This window comes from Cellulomonas sp. C5510, assembly GCF_019797765.1.
GTDB lineage: Bacteria > Actinomycetota > Actinomycetes > Actinomycetales > Cellulomonadaceae > Cellulomonas.
The window spans coordinates 3,358,235-3,376,297 of the sequence record NZ_CP081862.1 but is presented as its reverse complement, the minus strand read 5'-3'; the positions used below and the strand labels follow the sequence as shown (position 1 = coordinate 3,376,297).

The 18,063-nt window shown below is 74.7% G+C and carries 15 protein-coding genes; 12 read left to right on the top strand and 3 right to left on the bottom strand.

Translation table 11 applies throughout. The features are described from left to right. Positions 1-26: 26 nt before the first annotated feature. From K5O09_RS15460 to K5O09_RS15450, 3 genes are read left to right on the top strand one after another with little or no spacing between them, the layout of a single operon-like run. Entirely contained in the window at positions 27-986 is a 960-nt protein-coding gene (locus K5O09_RS15460) for an ABC transporter permease (protein ID WP_255595712.1), read from the top strand. Further along, positions 983-1,924 carry an ABC transporter permease gene (locus tag K5O09_RS15455; RefSeq protein WP_222170339.1) on the top strand — a complete coding sequence of 314 codons (942 nt, stop codon included), beginning with the start codon at positions 983-985 and terminating at the stop codon, positions 1,922-1,924. Before K5O09_RS15460 ends, K5O09_RS15455 begins: the two co-directional genes overlap by 4 nt. Then, a complete protein-coding gene (locus K5O09_RS15450) occupies positions 1,921-3,570 on the top strand; it encodes an ABC transporter ATP-binding protein (RefSeq protein ID WP_222170338.1) in 1,650 nt (549 codons plus the stop codon). Before K5O09_RS15455 ends, K5O09_RS15450 begins: the two co-directional genes overlap by 4 nt. Positions 3,571-3,577: 7 nt before the next feature. Here K5O09_RS15450 and K5O09_RS15445 read toward each other — a convergent pair whose 3' ends face one another. Continuing rightward, a complete protein-coding gene (locus K5O09_RS15445; RefSeq protein WP_222170337.1) occupies positions 3,578-4,414 on the bottom strand; it encodes an HAD hydrolase family protein in 837 nt (278 codons plus the stop codon). Positions 4,415-4,594: 180 nt separating this feature from the next. Between K5O09_RS15445 and K5O09_RS15440 the strand changes: the two genes are divergently transcribed. Together K5O09_RS15440 and K5O09_RS15435 are read left to right on the top strand one after the other, a co-directional pair. Then, a complete protein-coding gene (locus tag K5O09_RS15440) occupies positions 4,595-5,743 on the top strand; it encodes a GNAT family N-acetyltransferase (protein ID WP_222170336.1) in 1,149 nt (382 codons plus the stop codon). Between the two features lie 38 nt (positions 5,744-5,781). Then, positions 5,782-6,204, top strand: a complete 423-nt coding sequence (locus tag K5O09_RS15435) for a hypothetical protein (protein ID WP_222170335.1) — start codon at positions 5,782-5,784, stop codon at positions 6,202-6,204. A 43-nt stretch (positions 6,205-6,247) separates the two neighbouring features. Here the strand turns inward: K5O09_RS15435 and K5O09_RS15430 are convergent, their stop codons facing one another. Then, positions 6,248-7,381, bottom strand: coding sequence for a helix-turn-helix transcriptional regulator (locus K5O09_RS15430; protein ID WP_255595709.1), 1,134 nt, complete (start codon positions 7,379-7,381; stop codon positions 6,248-6,250). Between the two features lie 137 nt (positions 7,382-7,518). On the opposite strand from K5O09_RS15430, the gene K5O09_RS15425 reads away from it, so the two are divergent. The 6 genes from K5O09_RS15425 to K5O09_RS15400 all read left to right on the top strand — a co-directional run bounded on the left by K5O09_RS15425 (position 7,519) and on the right by K5O09_RS15400 (position 14,134). Beyond that, positions 7,519-8,913 (top strand): FAD-binding oxidoreductase, encoded by a 1,395-nt coding sequence (locus tag K5O09_RS15425; protein WP_222170333.1) that lies wholly within the window; start codon positions 7,519-7,521, stop codon positions 8,911-8,913. Between the two features lie 220 nt (positions 8,914-9,133). Next, positions 9,134-9,403: an acylphosphatase gene (locus tag K5O09_RS15420; RefSeq protein WP_222170332.1), complete on the top strand. Its 270-nt coding sequence runs from the start codon at positions 9,134-9,136 to the stop codon at positions 9,401-9,403. Positions 9,404-9,657: 254 nt separating this feature from the next. Beyond that, complete coding sequence (locus K5O09_RS15415; RefSeq protein ID WP_222170331.1) at positions 9,658-10,392, top strand: alpha/beta fold hydrolase; 735 nt, start codon at positions 9,658-9,660, stop codon at positions 10,390-10,392. A 70-nt stretch (positions 10,393-10,462) separates the two neighbouring features. Beyond that, positions 10,463-11,890 carry an ATP-binding protein gene (locus K5O09_RS15410; RefSeq protein ID WP_222170330.1) on the top strand — a complete coding sequence of 476 codons (1,428 nt, stop codon included), beginning with the start codon at positions 10,463-10,465 and terminating at the stop codon, positions 11,888-11,890. 178 nt (positions 11,891-12,068) lie between these two features. Then, entirely contained in the window at positions 12,069-12,782 is a 714-nt protein-coding gene (locus K5O09_RS15405; RefSeq protein ID WP_222170329.1) for a LytTR family DNA-binding domain-containing protein, read from the top strand. Between the two features lie 2 nt (positions 12,783-12,784). After that, positions 12,785-14,134, top strand: a complete 1,350-nt coding sequence (locus K5O09_RS15400; protein ID WP_222170328.1) for an ATP-binding protein — start codon at positions 12,785-12,787, stop codon at positions 14,132-14,134. A 10-nt stretch (positions 14,135-14,144) separates the two neighbouring features. Here K5O09_RS15400 and glf read toward each other — a convergent pair whose 3' ends face one another. Continuing rightward, a complete protein-coding gene (gene glf, locus K5O09_RS15395) occupies positions 14,145-15,293 on the bottom strand; it encodes a UDP-galactopyranose mutase (RefSeq protein WP_222170327.1) in 1,149 nt (382 codons plus the stop codon). 371 nt (positions 15,294-15,664) lie between these two features. Here glf and K5O09_RS15390 point away from each other — a divergent pair, with 371 nt between their 5' ends. Beyond that, positions 15,665-18,043 carry a glycoside hydrolase family 3 N-terminal domain-containing protein gene (locus K5O09_RS15390; RefSeq protein WP_222170326.1) on the top strand — a complete coding sequence of 793 codons (2,379 nt, stop codon included), beginning with the start codon at positions 15,665-15,667 and terminating at the stop codon, positions 18,041-18,043. The last annotated feature ends 20 nt before the right edge of the window (positions 18,044-18,063 follow it).

Genomic DNA, 18,063 nt, shown 5'->3' with positions numbered 1-18,063 from the left:
CCCTCGCGGGGGACGGGAGCGCGCCCGTGACGGGGTCGGGCGCGCTCCGGTTCCTGGCGCGCCGGGTGCTGCACTCGGCCGTCGTGCTGCTCGGCGTGATGGTCGTGGTGTTCGCCCTGGTGCACCTGGTGCCGGGCGACCCCGTGCGCATCGCGCTCGGCACGCGCTACACCGAGGAGTCGTACCAGGCGCTGCGGGCCGCGAGCGGGCTGGACCGGCCGCTGCTCGAGCAGTTCGTGTCGTACGTCGGGCACGCGCTCACCGGCGACCTCGGCGTGAGCTTCCGGTCGGGAGAACCCGTGACGACGACGCTGCTCCAGCGGCTGCCGGCCACGGTGTCCCTCGCCGTCGTGGGGCTGCTGATCGCCCTGGCGATCTCGTTGCCCGCCGGCATCTGGTCGGGGCTGCACGAGGGGCGGGTGTCCGACGCGGTCGTCCGGGTGACCAGCCAGGCGGGCGTCTCGGTGCCGGACTTCTGGCTCGGCCAGATGCTCATCCTGGTGGTCGCGATGACGCTCGGGCTGCTGCCGACGTCCGGCTACGTGGCGCTGTCCCAGGACCCCGCCGGGTGGGCGCGGCACGTGCTGCTGCCCGGGCTGACCGTGGGCCTGGTGGCCGCCGCCATCATGACCCGCTACATCCGCACCGCCGTGCTGGAGGTCGCGCACGCCGGCCACGTCCGCACCGCGCGGTCCAAGGGCCTGTCCCCGCGGGTCGTCACCGGCCGGCACGTGGTGCGCAACGCGATGATCCCCATCCTCACGATCACGGGCATCCAGCTCGCGACGATCCTCGGCGGCGTCATCGTCGTCGAGGTCGTGTTCGCCTGGCCCGGGCTGGGGCGCCTGGTGTTCGACGCGGTCGCCGCGCGCGACTACGCGCTGGTGCAGGGCGCGGTGCTGCTGATCGCGGTGCTGTTCCTGGTGGTGAACCTGGTGGTGGACGTCCTGTACTCCGTCGTCGACCCGAGGATCCGGCTCTCATGACGACCGACGCCCGGCAGGACCCCGTGACGCCCGGCCCCCCGCTGGCGGGGTCCACCACGGCCGCCGCCCCGGTGGCCCGCTGGCGGCTGCTGCTCGGGAACCCGGTGAACCTGGTGAGCGCCCTCGTGCTGCTCGTCGTGCTCGTCGTCGCCGTGCTCGGCGCCCGCGTCGCGCCGTACGGCGTGAACGCGGTCGACGTCCCCGCCGCCCTCCAGGGGCCGTCGGGGGACCACCTGTTCGGCACCGACGACCTGGGGCGCGACGTGTTCTCGCGCGTCCTGGTGGCCACGGGCGTCTCGCTGCAGGTGGCGCTCGCGGCGGTGGCGTTCGCGCTCGTCGTGGGCGTCGGCCTCGGCGTGGTGTCCGGGTACGCGGGCGGCCGGCTCGACACGGTGCTGATGCGCGTCGTCGACGTGATGTTCGCGTTCCCCGTCATGCTGCTGGCGCTCGCGATCGTGGCCGTGCTCGGCCCGGGCCTGACGACCACGCAGCTGGCCATCGGCATCGTCTACACGCCGATCTTCGCCCGCGTCGCCCGCGCCGCCGCGCTGTCCGTGCGGGTGGAGCCGTACGTGCAGGTGTCGCGCACCATGGGCACCGGGCACGTCGAGATCCTGCGGCGGCACGTGCTGCCCGGCGTGAGCGGCCCGGTGATCGTGCAGACGTCGCTGTCGGTCGCGTTCGCGATCCTCTCGGAGGCCGCGCTGTCGTTCCTCGGGCTCGGCGTGCAGCCGCCGCAGCCGTCGTGGGGGCGGATGCTCTACGACGCCCAGGGGTTCCTGGGGACCGCGTGGTGGATGGCGCTGTTCCCCGGCCTGGCGATCTTCGTGACCGTGCTCGCGCTCAACCTGCTCGGCGACGGGCTGCGGGACGTGCTCGACCCGCGGCAGCGCACCCTGCTGCAGACCCGACGCCTCGTCAGGAGGAGCCGCCGATGAACCCCGTCCTCGAGGTGACGGACCTGCGGGTCGCGATCGGCCCGACGCCGATCGTCCGCGGCGTGTCGCTCTCCGTGGAACCCGGGCAGACCCTGGGCATCGTCGGGGAGTCCGGCTCCGGCAAGTCGATGACCGTGCTCGCCGCGACCGGGCTGCTGGACGCGCCCGGGGCGCGGGTGTCGGGCAGCAGCGTGCTCGGCGCGCCGGTGGGTGGCGGGGCCGGCGGCGCGGGCGGGACGACGCAGCTCGTCGGCGCCTCCGCCCGCACGCTGCGGTCCGTCCACGGCGACCGCATCGGGTTCGTGTTCCAGGACCCGTCGACGTCGCTCAACCCGATCCTCACGCTCGAGCGGCAGATCACCGAGAGCCTGGAGGCGCACCGCGGCCTGACCGGCCGGGCCGCGCGCGCCCGGGCGCTGGAGCTGCTGGAGGCCGTCGGCATCCCCGACCCGGAGCGCAGGCTCGCGTCGTACCCGCACCAGCTCTCGGGAGGTCAGCGGCAGCGGGTGATGATCGCCGTGGCGCTGGCGTGCGACCCGGCCCTGCTCATCGCCGACGAGCCCACGACGGCCCTCGACGTCACCACGCAGGCGCAGGTGGTGGACCTGGTGCGCGACCTCCAGCACCGGTTCGGCACGGCGGTCGTGTGGATCAGCCACGACCTCGGGCTCATCGGCCAGGTCGCCGACGACGTCACGGTGCTCCGGGACGGCGTGCAGCTCGAGACGCAGCCGGTGATCGACCTGGTGGACCGGCCGCGCGACCCGTACACCCGCGAGCTGCTCGCCGCCCGCCCGCTGCTCGGGCAGTCCCGCCCGGCGCCCGGGCCGGCGGACGCCGAGGTGCTGCTCGCCGTCGAGGGCCTCGACGTGCGCTTCGACGTCCGCGGCCCCGCCGGGCGTGCGCAGGTGCACGCGGTCGACGACGTCTCGTTCCAGGTCCGGCGCGGTCACACGCTCGGCATCGTGGGGGAGTCGGGGTCGGGCAAGTCGACGATCGCCGGCGTCCTCACCGGGCTGACCAGCCCGCGCGCCGGCACGGCGGAGCTCGACGGGGTCGACGTGCTGCACCAGCGGGGTGCTGCCCTGAAGGCGCTGCGCCGGCGGATCGCGATGGTGTTCCAGGACCCGTACTCGTCGCTGAACGGCCGGTCGACGGTCGGGACGTCCGTCGCCGAGCCGCTGCGGGTCCACGGGCTGGCCCGGGGGCGGGAGGCGACGGCCCGACGGGTGGGCGAGCTGCTGGAGCTGGTGGACCTGCCGGCGTCGTGGGCGTCCCGCTACCCGCACGAGCTGTCCGGCGGGCAGCGGCAGCGGGTGTCGATCGCGCGGGCGCTCGCGCTCGAGCCGGACCTGGTGATCCTCGACGAGTCGACCGCCTCGCTGGACGTGTCGATCCAGGCCCGCGTGCTGGAGCTCCTCGCCCGGCTGCAGGCGGAGCTCGGGCTGACGTACCTGTTCATCGCGCACGACCTCGCCGTGGTCGAGCGGGTCAGCCACGACGTGCTGGTGCTCAGGGAGGGGCGCACGGTGGAGCACCGCCCGGCGGCCGAGCTGTTCGCGGACCCGCGGCACGACTACACCCGCGCGCTGCTCGCGGCTGTCCCGCCGGTGCGGCCGCGGGTGGGCCGGGCCGCGGCGGGGTAGCGGCGGCTCAGACCAGGCCGAGCTCCGCGAACGCCGACGCCAGGCCCTCGGCCGCCGGCCCGGCGGCCACGTGGTCCGCCAGGGCCAGCAGGCGCGGGTCGGCGCCGGCGATCGCGACGGACGTGCCGGCGTACTCGAGCATCTCCAGGTCGTTCGGCCCGTCGCCGAACGCCACGACGTCCTCGCGGTCGGCGCCGAGGTGGTCGAGCACCGTCTGGATGCCGAGCGCCTTGTGGACGCCGGCGAGCTGGATCTCCCCGGCGGTCTCGCCGAGCCCGGTGATGGAGGAGGGCAGCAGGTCGAGACCCTCGCCGAGGGCGTCCGCCACGACGCGCCACGGGGACGCGGCGCCGACGTACGTGACCTTGGCGAAGGAGCACTCCTCGAGGCGCGCCGGTACGCGCAGCGCCTCGAGGAGGGCGCTCTGCCCGTCCGCCGCGGTGTCCGGGTCGCGCAGGTGCCCGCCGAGCAGCTCGCCGAGCCGCCGCCGGACGTCGGGCCGCCCGTACAGCGCCTCGGGGGCCTCCAGCACGTAGGCGGCGTCGTGGGCGTCGAGCACGGTGATGACGCGCTCCGCGAGGTCCCGCGGGAAGCGCTGGTCGCGCAGCACCTCGCCGCCGACCTCGACGTAGCCGCCGGCGGACGCGACCATCCCGTCGAACCCCGCGGCGAGGATGTGCCGGGTCAGCATCGAGCGCGGCCTGCCCGTGCACAGCAGGACGCGGTTCCCGGCGGCACGTGCGGCGGCCACGGCCCGGACGTGCCCCGGCGGGACGACGCCGCGGTCGGCGTAGGTGCCGTCGATGTCGAGGAACACGATGCGGGGCCGTGCGCGGGGAGCCATGCCCCCAGCCTCCCCCACCCGGCGCTGGGCCGTCCGGGTGACCCTCGGTCGGGTGGTGGCACCGGGCTCCGAGCGGGACGTGGGCCCGGAGCACGCGCTTCACCCGCTCACTCACCCAAAAGGGGACGAAACGGACACTAGCGTTCCTGTGCCGCGGCCGTCGCGACCAGGAGGGGCACCATGCACCTGAGGCTCATCCCGCTGTCCGACGTGACACCCGCCGACGTGGAGGCGTGGCACCGCCTCGCCGACCACGCGGTGTGGCCGAACATGTACCTCGACCCGCGCTTCCTCGTGCCCGCCCGGCACCGCGGCGAGGACGCGTCCGACGTCCGCGTCGTCGTCGTCCAGGAGGGCGGCGAGTGGCTCGCCGCCCTCGCCGTCAGCACCAAGCCGGTCGCGCGGCGTGTGCCCGTGCTCGCCGCGACCACCGGTGGCGCGTTCACCACCGTGCACTCCGACCGGCACCACCCGCTGCTGCTGCGCGGCCGCGAGGCCGAGGCGCTGGAGGCGCTGCTGCGCGGCCTGACGTCGGTCGGGCTGCCGGGGCTGGTGCAGCTGCGGCGCTTCCCCGGTCAGGGGCCGCTGGCCGACACGCTGGCCGAGGTGCTGCGGCGCACGCCGATGCGCGCGTGGGAGCGGCGGCGCGACACCGGCGCGTTCGCCCCGCGGGAGGCGCTGACGGTCCCGGAGCTCCCGCCGCTCACCGACGGCGTGCTGGTCGACCCGCCGCTCGCCACCGACCACATGGCGACCGACGAGCGCCGCAACATGCGCCGGGGCGTGCGTGGCCTGGTCCGTGAGACCGGCGGGCCCCTGGAGCTGCACGACGTGTCCGCCGACCCGGGTGCCGAGGACGCGTTCGTCGAGCTGCAGGCCGCCGGCTGGAAGGGCGACGTCGCGCTGGGCGGTTCGGCGCTGCGGCTGGACCCGCGGGCCGAGCGGTGGTTCCGCGAGGTGGTCGCGCTGTTCCGGCGGGACGGAGACGCCACGGTCCTGCGCCTCACCGCCGGGGGCCAGACGCTCTGGCACGGGTACGCGCTGCGGTCCGGCGGGGCGTACTTCGGGTTCCTGGACGCCTACGCGGAGCAGCACCGGCGGTACAGCCCCGGCGCGATCGGGCGGATCGCCAACCTCACGTACCTGTTCGCCACCACGGACGCGCCGTTCTTCGACCCGGGGTTCGACTCCCGCTACGCGGCGGGCGCGCGCCTGTTCCCGGAGTCCCGACCTGTGGTGGACGTGCTGGTCTCGACCCGGGGCCTCACCGCGCGCACCGTCCTGCGCGCGGCACCGGCCGCCCGCCGGCTGGGGCTGCTGGCCTCCTGAGTCCCGCGCGGTGGAGCCACGGGTGGCAGGCTGTGCCCGTGAGGTCCCGCCACCCCCGCGTCACCGCCGACGTCGGCCCCGGCTTCCCCGTCGCGGAGGCCCGCGCGCTGCAGACCGCCCTCGAGGGCGCGCTGACCGCGGTCGAGCGGGCCGCCGGCCGGCCCGTCCCGGTGGAGCTGCAGTTCGAGCCGGGAGCGGGCGACGGCGTCGTGGTCGTCTGCCGGAACCGGGTCGTGGGGTTCGTGCCGCCCGGGCGTGCGTCCGGGCTGCGCGGCCAGCTCGCGGACGCCGGGCGCCGCGCCCACCTGGTGGCCCCCGGCGTGCTGCACCGGCAGGACGGGCTGTGGCGCGCGTGGGCCGGCGCCGAGCCCGAGGGCGGCGTGCCTCCCGTTCCCGACGGCCTCGACACGATGGCCGCGCCCGACCCCGCGATCCTGGGCATCCCGCTGCGGCGGACCTGAGCCCGGCGTCGCGGCGGCCCCGGGCGGTGCGACGGGGCCGGCGTCAGGCGTACCAGCCGGACGGCGTGAGCTCAGCGGCGTACCGCGGCGCGTAGTGGTCGAAGTAGACCCGCGCGACGAGCTCCCGCCGGCTGCCGACCCCGGCCTTGTCGAACACGGCCTTCAGGTGGTCCTGCACGGTCCACGGCGACAGGTGCAGGGCCCGGCCGATCTCCTGCGTGCTGTCGCCGTGCAGCACGCCGGCGACGACGTCGCGCTCGCGGCCGGTCAGCCCGAACGCCGCGACCACCAGCGGCACGATCTCCGGCGGCCGGGCCTCCTCCAGCGTCACGACCACCTGCCGCCGGCCGCCGTCGCGCGCCGCGAGCGGCGCCGCGTGCACGACGAGCCACTGGCCCGCCGGCGTGCGCACGCGCAGCCGGGGGACGGTCCGGAGGCGGCCGTCGCCCAGGGCCCGCGCGGCGGACGTGATGGCGGCGACCGGCGTCGGGAGCGAGTCCCAGCGCGTGCCGCCGAGCTCGGCGACGCGGGCCTCCGCGGCCGGGGTCGTCTGGCAGACCGTGTTGTCGGCGTCGACCACGAGCACGGCGGGTCCGGCGACCCGGCCCCCCGCCCCGGAGGCGCCGTCGTCCGCGAGCCGGCTCGCGGCAGCCGTGACGAGTCCCGCCCGCACGCCCACCGCGAGCGTGCCGGCCACCCGCGCGAGGAAGTCGGCCTCCGCGGGGGAGAACCCGCTGGACCCGCCGGACCGGTACAGCGCGACCGCGGCCCACGGGGTGCCGTCCGTCCGGGCGGACGCCCGCATCTCGTGGTCGAGCGACCAGTGCGGCACGAACATCTCCCGGTGCCGGCTGCTGCTGCGGGGGTCGCCGCCGGTGTCGTCGGCGAGGATGCCCACGGGGTTCGCCTGCCGGGCGAGCGACCGGAACAGGTTCACGTGGTCGGTGACGTACTCGTGCTCGAGGAACTCCGCGTCGCGGTCGTCGCCGATGTTGCGCTTGACCGACCCGGTCAGCAGCCCGGTGTCCGGGTCGACGGGCCCGATGCAGGCCGCGTCGTGGGGGATCGCCGCGCCGAGCAGGTCGATCGCGCCGCGCGCGAACGCGCGCCAGTCGAGGCCCGCCCGCGCGAGACCGTCGAGCCCGGCGCGGACGGGCTCGGTCCGCAGAGTCGCCATGCTCCGATGGTCCCGCTGTCCGGTTCGTCCCGGTACCCCCATGTTTGTGGGGATCTCTGCGGCCCGGGTCGCGGCGCCCGCACGACCCAGGTTCCTGGGATACCGCGCGCCCCGCGGCCCGGAGCACGCTCGGCGGCATGACCACGGACCTGGCGGCCGGAGCGCCGCTCGACACCTCTGCCCTCGACGAGCTGCGCGCGGCGCTGACCGGCACGCTCGTCGCACCCGGCGACCCCGCGTGGGACGCCGCACGCCTGCCCTGGAACGTGCTGGTCGACCAGCGCCCGCTCGCCGTCGTCCAGGCGGCCGACGCGCACGACGTCGCGGTGACCGTCCGCTGGGCCGCCGCGCACCACGTCCCTGTCACGGCCCAGCCCAACGGCCACGGCGCCAGCCGCCTGCTCGACGGCGCGGTCCTCGTCCGCACCACCGCGCTCGACGACATCTGGGTGGACGCCGACGCCCGCGTCGCCCGCGTCGGGGCCGGGGTGCGGTGGGGCGACCTGCAGGTCGCGCTGGACGGCACCGGCCTGACCGGGCTCGTGGGCTCGAACCCCGACGTCACGGTGGTCGGGTACTGCCTCGGCGGCGGTCTGTCCTGGTTCAGCCGCGCCCATGGCACGGGAGCCGGGTCGGTCCGCGCGGTCGAGGTGGTCGACGCCACCGGGACGCACCGCTGGGTCCGGGGCGACGACCCTGCCGACGCCGACCTGCTGTGGGCCCTGCGCGGCGGCGGCGGCGACTTCGCCCTCGTGACCGCCGTCGAGCTGGACCTGTTCCCCGCCCCGCAGGTGTACGGCGGCCTGCTGGCCTTCCCGGCGGAGGCGGCGCCCGCGGTGCTCCGCGCGTTCCGGCAGATCACGCGGGACGCTCCCGAGGCGCTCACCACCTGGGCCGCCGTGCTGCACCTGCCGGACGCGCCCGTGGTGCCCGAGCCGATGCGCGGGCTGTCCCTGGCGCTGCTGCTCGCCACCTACCTCGGCGACCCGGGGGAGGCGGAGCGGCTGCTCGCCCCTGCGCGGGCCGCCGGTCCCGTGCTCCGCGACACGTTCCGCCCGCTCGCGCCCGGCGAGGTCGGGCTGCTCGCCGAGGAGCCCGTCGACCCGAGCCCCGCCGTGCTCGCCGGCACGCGGCTGCACACCTTCGACGAGGCAGCCGCCGCCCGGCTGCTCGAGGTCGCCGGCGCCGGCTCCGGGACGCCGCTCATGCAGGTGCAGGTCCGGCACGTCGGCGGCGCCCTCGCACGCGAGCGGGTGCCGTCCGCCGCCGGGACGGCCGACGAGCCGTACCTGCTCTCGGGCCTGGCGATCGTCCCCGTGCCCGAGGCGTACGGCCCCGTGACCGGCGCGCTCGACGGGCTGTTCGCGGCGATGGACCCGTGGAGCACCGGGACGGCGCCGCTGACGTTCCTCGACCGGGACGAGACGGTCGCGCGGGCGTACCCGCCGGCGACGGTCGACCGGCTGCGCGCGGTCAAGGCCGCGGTGGACCCGGCAGGACTGTTCCGCAGCAACCGCCCGGTCAACCCCTGACCCCCCGGGGCGGCCGGGGCCCTCGCAGGGGCAGGTCCCCGGCCACCCCGCCCACCCAGCCCGCCCACCCCCACCCGCCGAGTTCGGCACTCCGCGTGCGAGGTCGGCATCCGCACCTGCCGAACTCGCCTGGGACTGCCGAACTCGCGGGGATGGGGCCCGGGCTCGCGGGACGGGGGCCGGTCTGGCGGCGCGCCGTCCGGCCGCGCAGACTGGCCGGGTGGCCGCCCGGACCGTCGTCGTGCACGGGGTCGTCCAGGGTGTCGGGTTCCGCGCGTCGATGGCGGCGGAGGCCCGGCACCTGGGCGTGACCGGGCACGTCCGGAACCGCCCCGACGGCACCGTCGAGGCGCACGTCGAGGGCCCGCAGGACGCGGTCGCGGCGCTGGTGGACTGGGCTCGCCGCGGGCCCCGGTTCGCCGAGGTGACGCACGTCGACGTGCGCGACGCCGTGCCCTCGGGCGCCGAGACCTTCGTCGTCGAGCGCTGAGGCCGGGACGGCCCGCCGCGGCGGACCTGATCCCGCGGCCCCGCCCGCCCCGCCTACCCCGTCCGCCCCGCCTACCCCGTCCGTCCCGCCCGCCCCGCCTGGCGCCGCCGCGAGTTCGGCACTGCGGGTGCGAGTTCGGCATCTGTGACTGCCGAACTCGCCTGGGAGTGCCGAACTCGCGGGTTCCGGGGCCGTCCGCGCACACCCGGCACCCGCCCGGCGCGCGTGTCGGGGGTCGCGGCTACCGTCGGTGCATGGACGTCATCCTCATCCCCGGGTTCTGGCTCGACGCGTCCTCCTGGGCGCCGGTCTCCGCGGCCCTGGAGGCCGCCGGGCACACCCCGCACCCCGTCACCCCGCTGGGTTCGGGCGGCGCGGCGGACGAGGTCGCCGGCATCACGCTGGCCGACCAGGCGGCCGCGGTCGTCGAGCTGGTCGACCGCCTCACCGGCCCCGTGGTCGTCGTCGGTCACAGCGGCGGCGGGGCGGTGGCGCACGCGGTCGCCGACGCCCGGCCGGACCGCGTCGAGCAGGTGGTCTACGTCGACAGCGGCCCGCTCGCGGACGGCGGGGTCGTCAACGACGAGCTGCCCGTGGTGGACGGCGTCGTGCCGCTGCCGGACTGGGGCGCGTTCGAGGACGAGGAGCTCGAGGGGCTGTCCGAGCAGGTCCGGGCGGACTTCCGCGCGCGGGCGCTCACCGTCCCGCCGCTGGTCGCGGCCGGCCCGCAGGTGCTGCACGACGAGCGCCGGTACGACGTCCCCGTCACGGTCATCGCCTCGACGATGCCCGAGGCCCTCCTGCGCGAGCTCATGGCGAAGGGCCACCCCTACGTGCAGGAGCTCGCGCGTGTGCGCGACGTGACGATCGTGGAGCTGCCGACCGGGCACTGGCCGCAGCTCAGCCGCCCGGACGACCTGGCCGCCGCGGTGGTGCGCGCGGTGTCCGGCGAGGCCGACGCGGAGGAGGCCATGGCCGTCCCGACCTGAGTTAACTCCACTCCACTATAGTTTACTCGACTATAGTAAACGTCGGTGGAGTAAAGAGGGGTGGACCAAGGTGTTCGTCGGACGATCGCGCGAGCTGGCCGCCCTCGAGCGGCAGATGGATGTCGTCCGTGAGGGCCGCAGGGCCGACGCCGGAGTGGCGGTGCTGCTGCGCGGACGCAGGCGGGTCGGCAAGTCACGCCTGGTGGGCGAGCTCGTCCGACGCCTGGGCGTGCCGACGGTGACCTTCCAGGCCGCCCGAGGCGCGCCGCTCGGTCAGGAGCTGGCGCTGCTCGCGCAGGCGGTCGCCGACTCGGACCTGCCGGCCGCCGACGTGGCGCGGGACTCGACCCCCTCGACGCTGACCGCCGCGCTGACGCTGCTCGCGGCCGCGCTCCCGGACGACACGCCGTCCGTCGTGGTCCTCGACGAGGTCCCCTGGCTGCTCGAGCAGGCGCCCGGCGCGGCCGGCGAGCTCCAGCGGGTGTGGGACGCCAGGCTCTCCCGCAAGCCGGTGCTCCTGCTGCTCCTGGGGTCCGACTTCGCGACGATGGAACGTCTCACGGGCCAGGACCAGCCGTTCCACGCGCGCGCCACCGAGATGGTCCTCGACCCGCTGTCCCCGGTGGAGATCGGCGCCATGTGCGGGGTCAGTGCCTTCGACGCCGTGGACGCCTACCTCGTCACCGGGGGCCTGCCGCTCGTCGCCCAGGAGTGGCAGCCCGGCGCGCCGCTCGAGCAGTTCCTCGAGTCGTCGTTCGCGACGTCCACGAGCGCCCTGGTCGTGTCCGGGAGCCGGGTGCTCGACGCCGAGTTCGGCGAGGGGACGATCGCGCGGCAGGTCCTCACCGCCATCGGGGGGCGGGGCGAGCGCACGTTCTCCGGCATCCAGGGTGCTGCGCGGGGTGAGCCGCTCAACGCGACGACGCTGACCGGCATGCTGAGCACGCTCATCCGCAAGCGGGTCGTCGCGACGGACGAGCCGATCTCGACCCGGGCGGTGCCGCGCAACCGGCGGTACCGGGTCGCCGACCCGTCGCTGCGCTTCTGGCTCGCGTTCGTCGAACCCGCGCTCGGGGAGGTCGACCGGGGGCGCCCGGACCTGGCGCTGGCGCGTGTGCAGCGGGGTTTCGCCGCCTGGCGGGGCCGCGCGGTGGAGCCCGTCGTCCGGAGTGCCCTGGAGAGGCTGCTGCCCGACGAGCGGTTCCCCGAGGTCACCCGGGTCGGCGGGTGGTGGCCGCGCAGCAACCAGCCGGAGATCGACCTCGTCGGGACAGCCGGCGCACCGGGGCCCGTCCACCTGGTCGGAACCGTGAAGTGGCGTGCCGCCGCACCGGTGCGGGCGGACGAGGTCCGCGCGCTCGCCGCTGACGCCGTCGCGGTGCCCGGGGTCACGGCGGACACCTCCCTGGTGGCGGTGTGCCCCGGGGGCGCGGAGCCCGGCCTGCCGCTCGCGGCCACGTGGGGCGCGGAGGACCTGCTGGCCGCGTGGCCGCGCTGACCCCGGTCCGCCGCGGGCCTCCCGCCTGCGTGGATGACATGTCAGGCGCGCCTCGCCTACCATCGGCGCGACTCGCCGGAGCCTCCTGCGCGAGGGGGCGTCACGCAGGCTCGACCGGGCTCCGGCCGGCCGGCGCGCCCCCACCGGTGCGCGCCGCAGAACCCCCGGGAACGGCACTGTGATCAGGATCGGCATCGTCGAGGACGACCCCGCGAGCGCGGCGCTGCTCGTCGAGCACCTGCGCCGCTACGAGCGCGAGCACGGCGAGGAGTTCCGGGTCTCGGCGTTCCCCGACGGCGCGGACATCGTCGCGGCGTACCGGCCGGACTTCGACATCCTGCTGCTGGACGTCGAGATGCCGCGGCTCGACGGGTTCAGCGCCGCGTCGCAGATCCGGCTCGTGGACCCGGACGTCGTCATCATCTTCATCACCAACATGACGCAGCACGCCATCAAGGGCTACGAGGTCGACGCGCTGAGCTACGTCCTGAAGCCGGTGCCGTACTTCGCGTTCGCGCAGGAGATCAAGCGGTCCGTGGCCCGGCTGCGGCGCCGCTCCGCCGACTACCTGCTGCTCACCGTGGACGGCGGCCTGGTGCGGGTCGCGACCGACGACATCGTGTTCCTCGAGTCCGCGAAGCACCGCACGACCGTGCACACCGTCGACGGCCGGTACTCGGTGGTCGGGCCGCTGAAGGCGCTGGAGGCGCAGCTCGAGGGCAAGAGCTTCTTCCGCAGCAACAGCGGCTACCTGGTGAACCTGCGGCACGTGCTCGGCGTGCACGGCAGCAGCTGCCTCATGGTCGGGGGCCACGACCTGCTCGTGAGCCGGTCCCGCAAGAAGGCGTTCCTCGCGGCGCTCACCGACTACCTCGGGGCGCGGCACACGTGATCATGGAGACGCTGCCCGACATCCCGCGGGCGCTGACCGGGATCGCGGAGTGGCTGGCGTGCCTGGTGTACATCCTGCTGCGTCGGCAGCGGCTGCCCCGGGCCCGGTTCGTGGCGCTGGCCGCCGTGGCACTGGTGGTGCAGGTCGGCGTGCAGGAGCTGGCGGACCGGCTGCCCCTGCAGCTGTGGACGGTCGGCATGGCCGCCGCCGTGGCCGTGATGTACGGGTTCATCCTCGGCGCGACGCGCGTGTCCGCCCGGGACGCCGGCTACTTCGCGGCACGCGCGCTGGTCCTCGCGGAGCTGGTCGCGGCGCTGCACTGGCAGATGCACTGCTTCTTCTTCCTGCCGGCGGACCGCCCGGGGCTGGCGTGGCAGGCGGCGTTCTTCGTGCTGGTGTACGCCGTGGCGTTCGTGGGGGTCTTCTTCGTCGAGGCGCGGCACTTCCGCCCGGCGCAGGCCCTCGACGTCACGCCGGGGGAGCTGGCCTCCGCGGTCGCGATCGCCCTGGTCACGTTCTTCATGAGCAACATCAGCTTCCTCAACGCGAACACCCCGTTCAGCGGGCGGCTGGGGCTCGAGATCTTCTACATCCGCACGCTGGTGGACCTGTGCGGGTTCGTGGCGCTGTACGCGCAGCAGGGGCAGCGCCTGCAGCACCGCGCCCGGGCGGAGGTGCGGGCGATCGACGAGATGCTGCGCCGCCAGCACGAGCAGTACCTGCAGTCCAAGCGCAGCATCGAGATCGTCAACCGCAAGTACCACGACCTCAAGCACCAGATCGGCGTGATCCGGGCGGAGGGCGACCCGGGCCGCCGGGCGTCGTACCTGGACGACCTGGAGGCGAGCGTGTCGGGCTACGCCACCCAGGCGGACACCGGCAACGGCGTGCTCGACGTCATCCTCACGACGAAGAGCATGGAGTGCGCGGAGCGGGGGATCGACCTGACGTACGTGGTGGACGGGGCGGTGCTCGACTTCATGTCCGCGATGGACGTCGCCGCGGTGTTCGGCAACGCGCTGGACAACGCGATCGACGGCGCGCGGGCGGTGCCGGAGCCGGAGCAGCGCCTCATCAAGGTCGCCGTGTACGCCCGGGACCGGTTCGCGCTGCTGACGGTCGAGAACTGGTTCACGGGCGAGCTCCGCACGGAGGACGGCCACATCGTCACCCGGCGGGCGGACCGGACCCGGCACGGCTACGGCCTGAAGTCCATCCGGTACACCGCGGAGAAGTACGGCGGCTCCATGACGGTGAACGTCGAGGACCAGTGGTTCGTGCTGCGGGTGCTGCTGCCGCTGCCGCAGGGCCGGCCGGCCGCGGAGACCCCGGTCGCCGAGCCGGCCCGCTGACCGGCGCCCGTCACCGTCCGGCGGTGACCGCCCCGGAGTCCCACAGCGACAGCGCCGACGCGATCGCCATGTGCATGTCGAGGTACAGGTAGGACCCGAGCCGCCCGCCGAGGTGCACGCCCGGCTCGTCGGCGGCGAGCTCCCGGTACACCCGCAGGCGCTCGCGGTCCTGGGCGGTCGCGACGGGGTAGTACGGCTCGTCGTCGGGCCCCGCGAACCGGGACCGCTCGCGCATGATCACGGTGCGGTCCGGCGCGTGGCGGTCCTCCCGCTCGGGGTGGAAGTGCCGGAACTCGTGGATGCGGGTCCACGGCACGTCCAGGTCGGCGTAGTTCATGACGCTCGTGCCCTGGAAGTCGGGCACGGGCAGCGTCTCGGTCTCCAGGTCGAGCGTCCGCCACCCGAGCGGCCCGGCGTGGTGGTCGAAGTACCGGTCGACCGGTCCCGTGTACACGACGGGCACCTGCCCGCGCACGGCCGCGCGGGACAGCGGCTGGGTGTCGTCGAGGAAGTCGGTCCCGAGGTGCACGTCGATGCGCGGGTGGGACGCCATCGCCTCGAACCAGGCCCCGTAGCCGTGGGTCGGCAGGCCCTCGTAGCGGTCCGAGAAGTACCGGTTGTCGTACGTGTAGCGCACGGGGAGCCGGGCGATGACGGACGCCGGCAGCTCGCGCGGGTCGGTCTGCCACTGCTTGGCGGTGTAGTCCCGGACGAACGCCTCGTACAGCGGCCGGCCGATCAGCGAGATCGCCTTGTCCTCGAGGTTCGCGGCGCCCGCGGCGTCGACCTCGGCGGCCTGCCGGGCCACCAGCGCGCGGGCCTCGGCCGGCCCCATCGCGGCGGAGAAGAACTGGTTGAGCGTCCCCAGGTTGATGGGCAGCGGGTAGACCGTGCCGGCGTGCGTCGAGTACACGCGGTGCCGGTAGTCGGTGAACCCGGTGAACCGCCGCACGTACTGCCACACGCGCTCGTTCGAGGTGTGGAAGATGTGCGAGCCGTAGCGGTGCACCTCGATGCCGGTGCCCGGGTCGACGCTGCTCCAGGCGTTGCCGCCGAGGTGCTCGCGCCGCTCGACGACGGCGACCCGCAGACCGGCCTCGGCGGCGCGCTCGGCGACCGTCAGCCCGAACAGGCCGGCCCCGACGACGAGCAGGTCCATGCGGGCGGCCTTCCGGTGCGGGGGAGCGCCCGGCGTCCGCGGGCGCGCGTCGAGTGTAGGGCGGCGCGCGCAGCCCCCTGCGCCGGGCCTCCCGCAGGTCACGACGGTGACCGGACGCCGTGACCGGGCCGTGACCTCGCCGTGATCTCGCGGACTGTTCGTGGACGCAAAGCGACCGTCCGTGCACCGGCGCCCCTGCGCGTGCGGGCCGGTTCCTAGCGTGACGCTCGCGGGACCGAGGACCAGGACGTCCGGGGACCGCGATCGGTTCGCACAGTGCGCTGTGTCGCGCACGTGCCGCCCGGACCGCCCCGACGACGGAGCGGACCGGTCGGGCGCGGACAGGGCCGACAGACGACAAGGGAAGGTCGATGAAGACAACGAGAACGGCTTACGTCAAGGGAGCGGCGGTCGTCGCAGGGGTCGCCCTGTTCGCCCTCACGGCGTGCTCGCCCAGCTCCTCGGACGAGGACAGCTCGGCCGGCAGCTCCTTCACCACCCGTGAGGTCTCCGACGGCACGACGGACTTCGTCGTCGTCACCAACCCGGGCGACGGCCCCGTCCTGTCGTACGGCAAGGACAGCGGCATCGAGCTGCTCACCGAGGAGGTGGACGGCCAGGAGCTCGCGTTCAAGGACATGAACGGCAACGGCGAGCTGGACACGTGGGAGGACTGGCGGGAGTCCGCGCAGGACCGCGCGGCCGACCTCGCCGAGGACCTGTCGGTCGAGCAGATCGCGGGCCTCATGCTCTTCAGCTCCCACGAGCGCTCACCCGCGGACGGCCTGACGGACGCGCAGAAGGAGTACATGGAGCAGTCGCGGCTGCGCAACGTGCTCAACGCGGGCCCGAACGACGTCGAGGCCAACGTCACGTGGTCCAACGAGCTCCAGGCGTACGCCGAGTCGCTGGCGACCGAGGACGAGCCGTACGTCCCGGTGAACTTCAGCTCCGACCCGCGCTCCACCGCGGAGAGCGGCGGGAACTACAACGCGTCCGGCGACATCTCGCGCTGGCCGTCGAACCTGGGCCTGGCGGCGACGTTCGACACCGAGACGATGACGGCGTTCGCGCAGACCGTGTCGGCCGAGTACCGCGCGCTGGGCATCGGCACCGCGCTCAGCCCGCAGATCGACCTGGCGACCGAGCCGCGCTGGCTGCGCGTCGACGGCACGTTCGGCGAGAACGTCGAGCTCGCGAGCGAGATGGCGAAGGCCTACGTGGACGGCTTCCAGACGACGCCGGGTGCGGACGGCTGGGGCTCCGAGTCGGTCAACGCGATGATCAAGCACTGGGCCGGTGACGGCCCGGGCGAGGGCGGGCGCGAGTCGCACACCGAGGCCGGCAAGTACGGCGTCTACCCGGGCGACAACTTCGACGCGCACGCCGAGGTGTTCCTCGGTGCGATGGACTCCGCCGCGGTCATGACGGCGTACTCGATCGCGCTCGACGCGGACGGCCAGCCGCTGGGCGGCGGCGACCGCATGGGCAGCGCGTACGACTCGTACCGCACCGGCCTGCTGCGGGAGAACTTCACCGGCGTGGTCGTGACCGACTGGGCCGTGACGGCCGGCGGCACCACCGACCCCGACGCGTTCATCGGCACCTCCTGGGGCGCCGACGACATGACGGTCGAGGAGCGCCACTACGCGATCCTGCAGAACGGCGTCGACATGTTCGGCGGCAACAACGCGGTCGAGCCGGTGCTCGCGGCGTACGACATGTGGCAGGCCGACTTCGAGGCCGGCGAGAACGACGTCGACGCCGACACCCGGTTCCAGGAGTCCGGCACCCGCATCCTCACGATGCTGTTCCAGCCCGGCCTGTACGAGAACCCGTACCTCGACCTCGAGCACTCGAAGGAGGTCGTGGCCAGCCAGGACAAGCTGGACGCCGGCTACGAGGCGCAGCTCGACTCCGTCGTGATGCTGAAGAACGACGCCGACACGATCGCCGCCGCCGAGGCGGGCGACTGGGCCGACAAGACGGTCTACATCCCGCGGAACTTCGACACCGGCCAGGCCGGCCTGTTCGGCCCGGGCGAGTACAGCGAGGGTCCCGGCCTGACGGTCGAGGTCGCCGAGGAGTACTTCGCCGAGGTCGTCACGGACGAGGCCGTCGAGGACGCGGACGGCAAGGTGACGGGCTACACCGCCCCCGACCTGTCCGACGTGGACCTGGTGCTGGTCGGCATGGACAGCCCGAGCAGCGGCGCGGTGTTCGCGAACTCCGGCCACGACACCGAGACCGGTGAGTGGTACCCGCTGTCGCTCCAGTACCGCCCCTACACGGCGGACGGCGAGAACGTCCGGAAGGTCTCGATCTCCGGCGACGTCCTCGCGGACGGCACGCAGGAGAACCGGTCCTACTTCGGCAACACGTCGCGCACCTCGAACGAGTCGGACCTCGACGCGTTCGAGCGGGCCGTGGCCGCCGTCGAGGCGTCCGGCAAGGACATCCCGGTCATCACCGTCCTCAAGGCCAAGAACCCGACCGTCCCGGCCGAGTTCGAGGCGAAGTCCGACGCGATCCTCGTGGGCTTCGGCGTCAGCGACCAGGCGCTCATCGAGACCGCGATCGGCCTCCACGAGCCGCAGGGCCGCCTGCCGATCGGCTTCCCGGCGTCCATGGACGCGGTCGAGAAGCAGCTCGAGGACGTCCAGGAGGACACGGAGCCGTACGTCGACTCGGCGGGCAACGCCTACGAGTTCGGCTTCGGCCTGACCTACGCGGGTCCGGTCACGGACTGACCCGTCCCACCTCCCCGGGG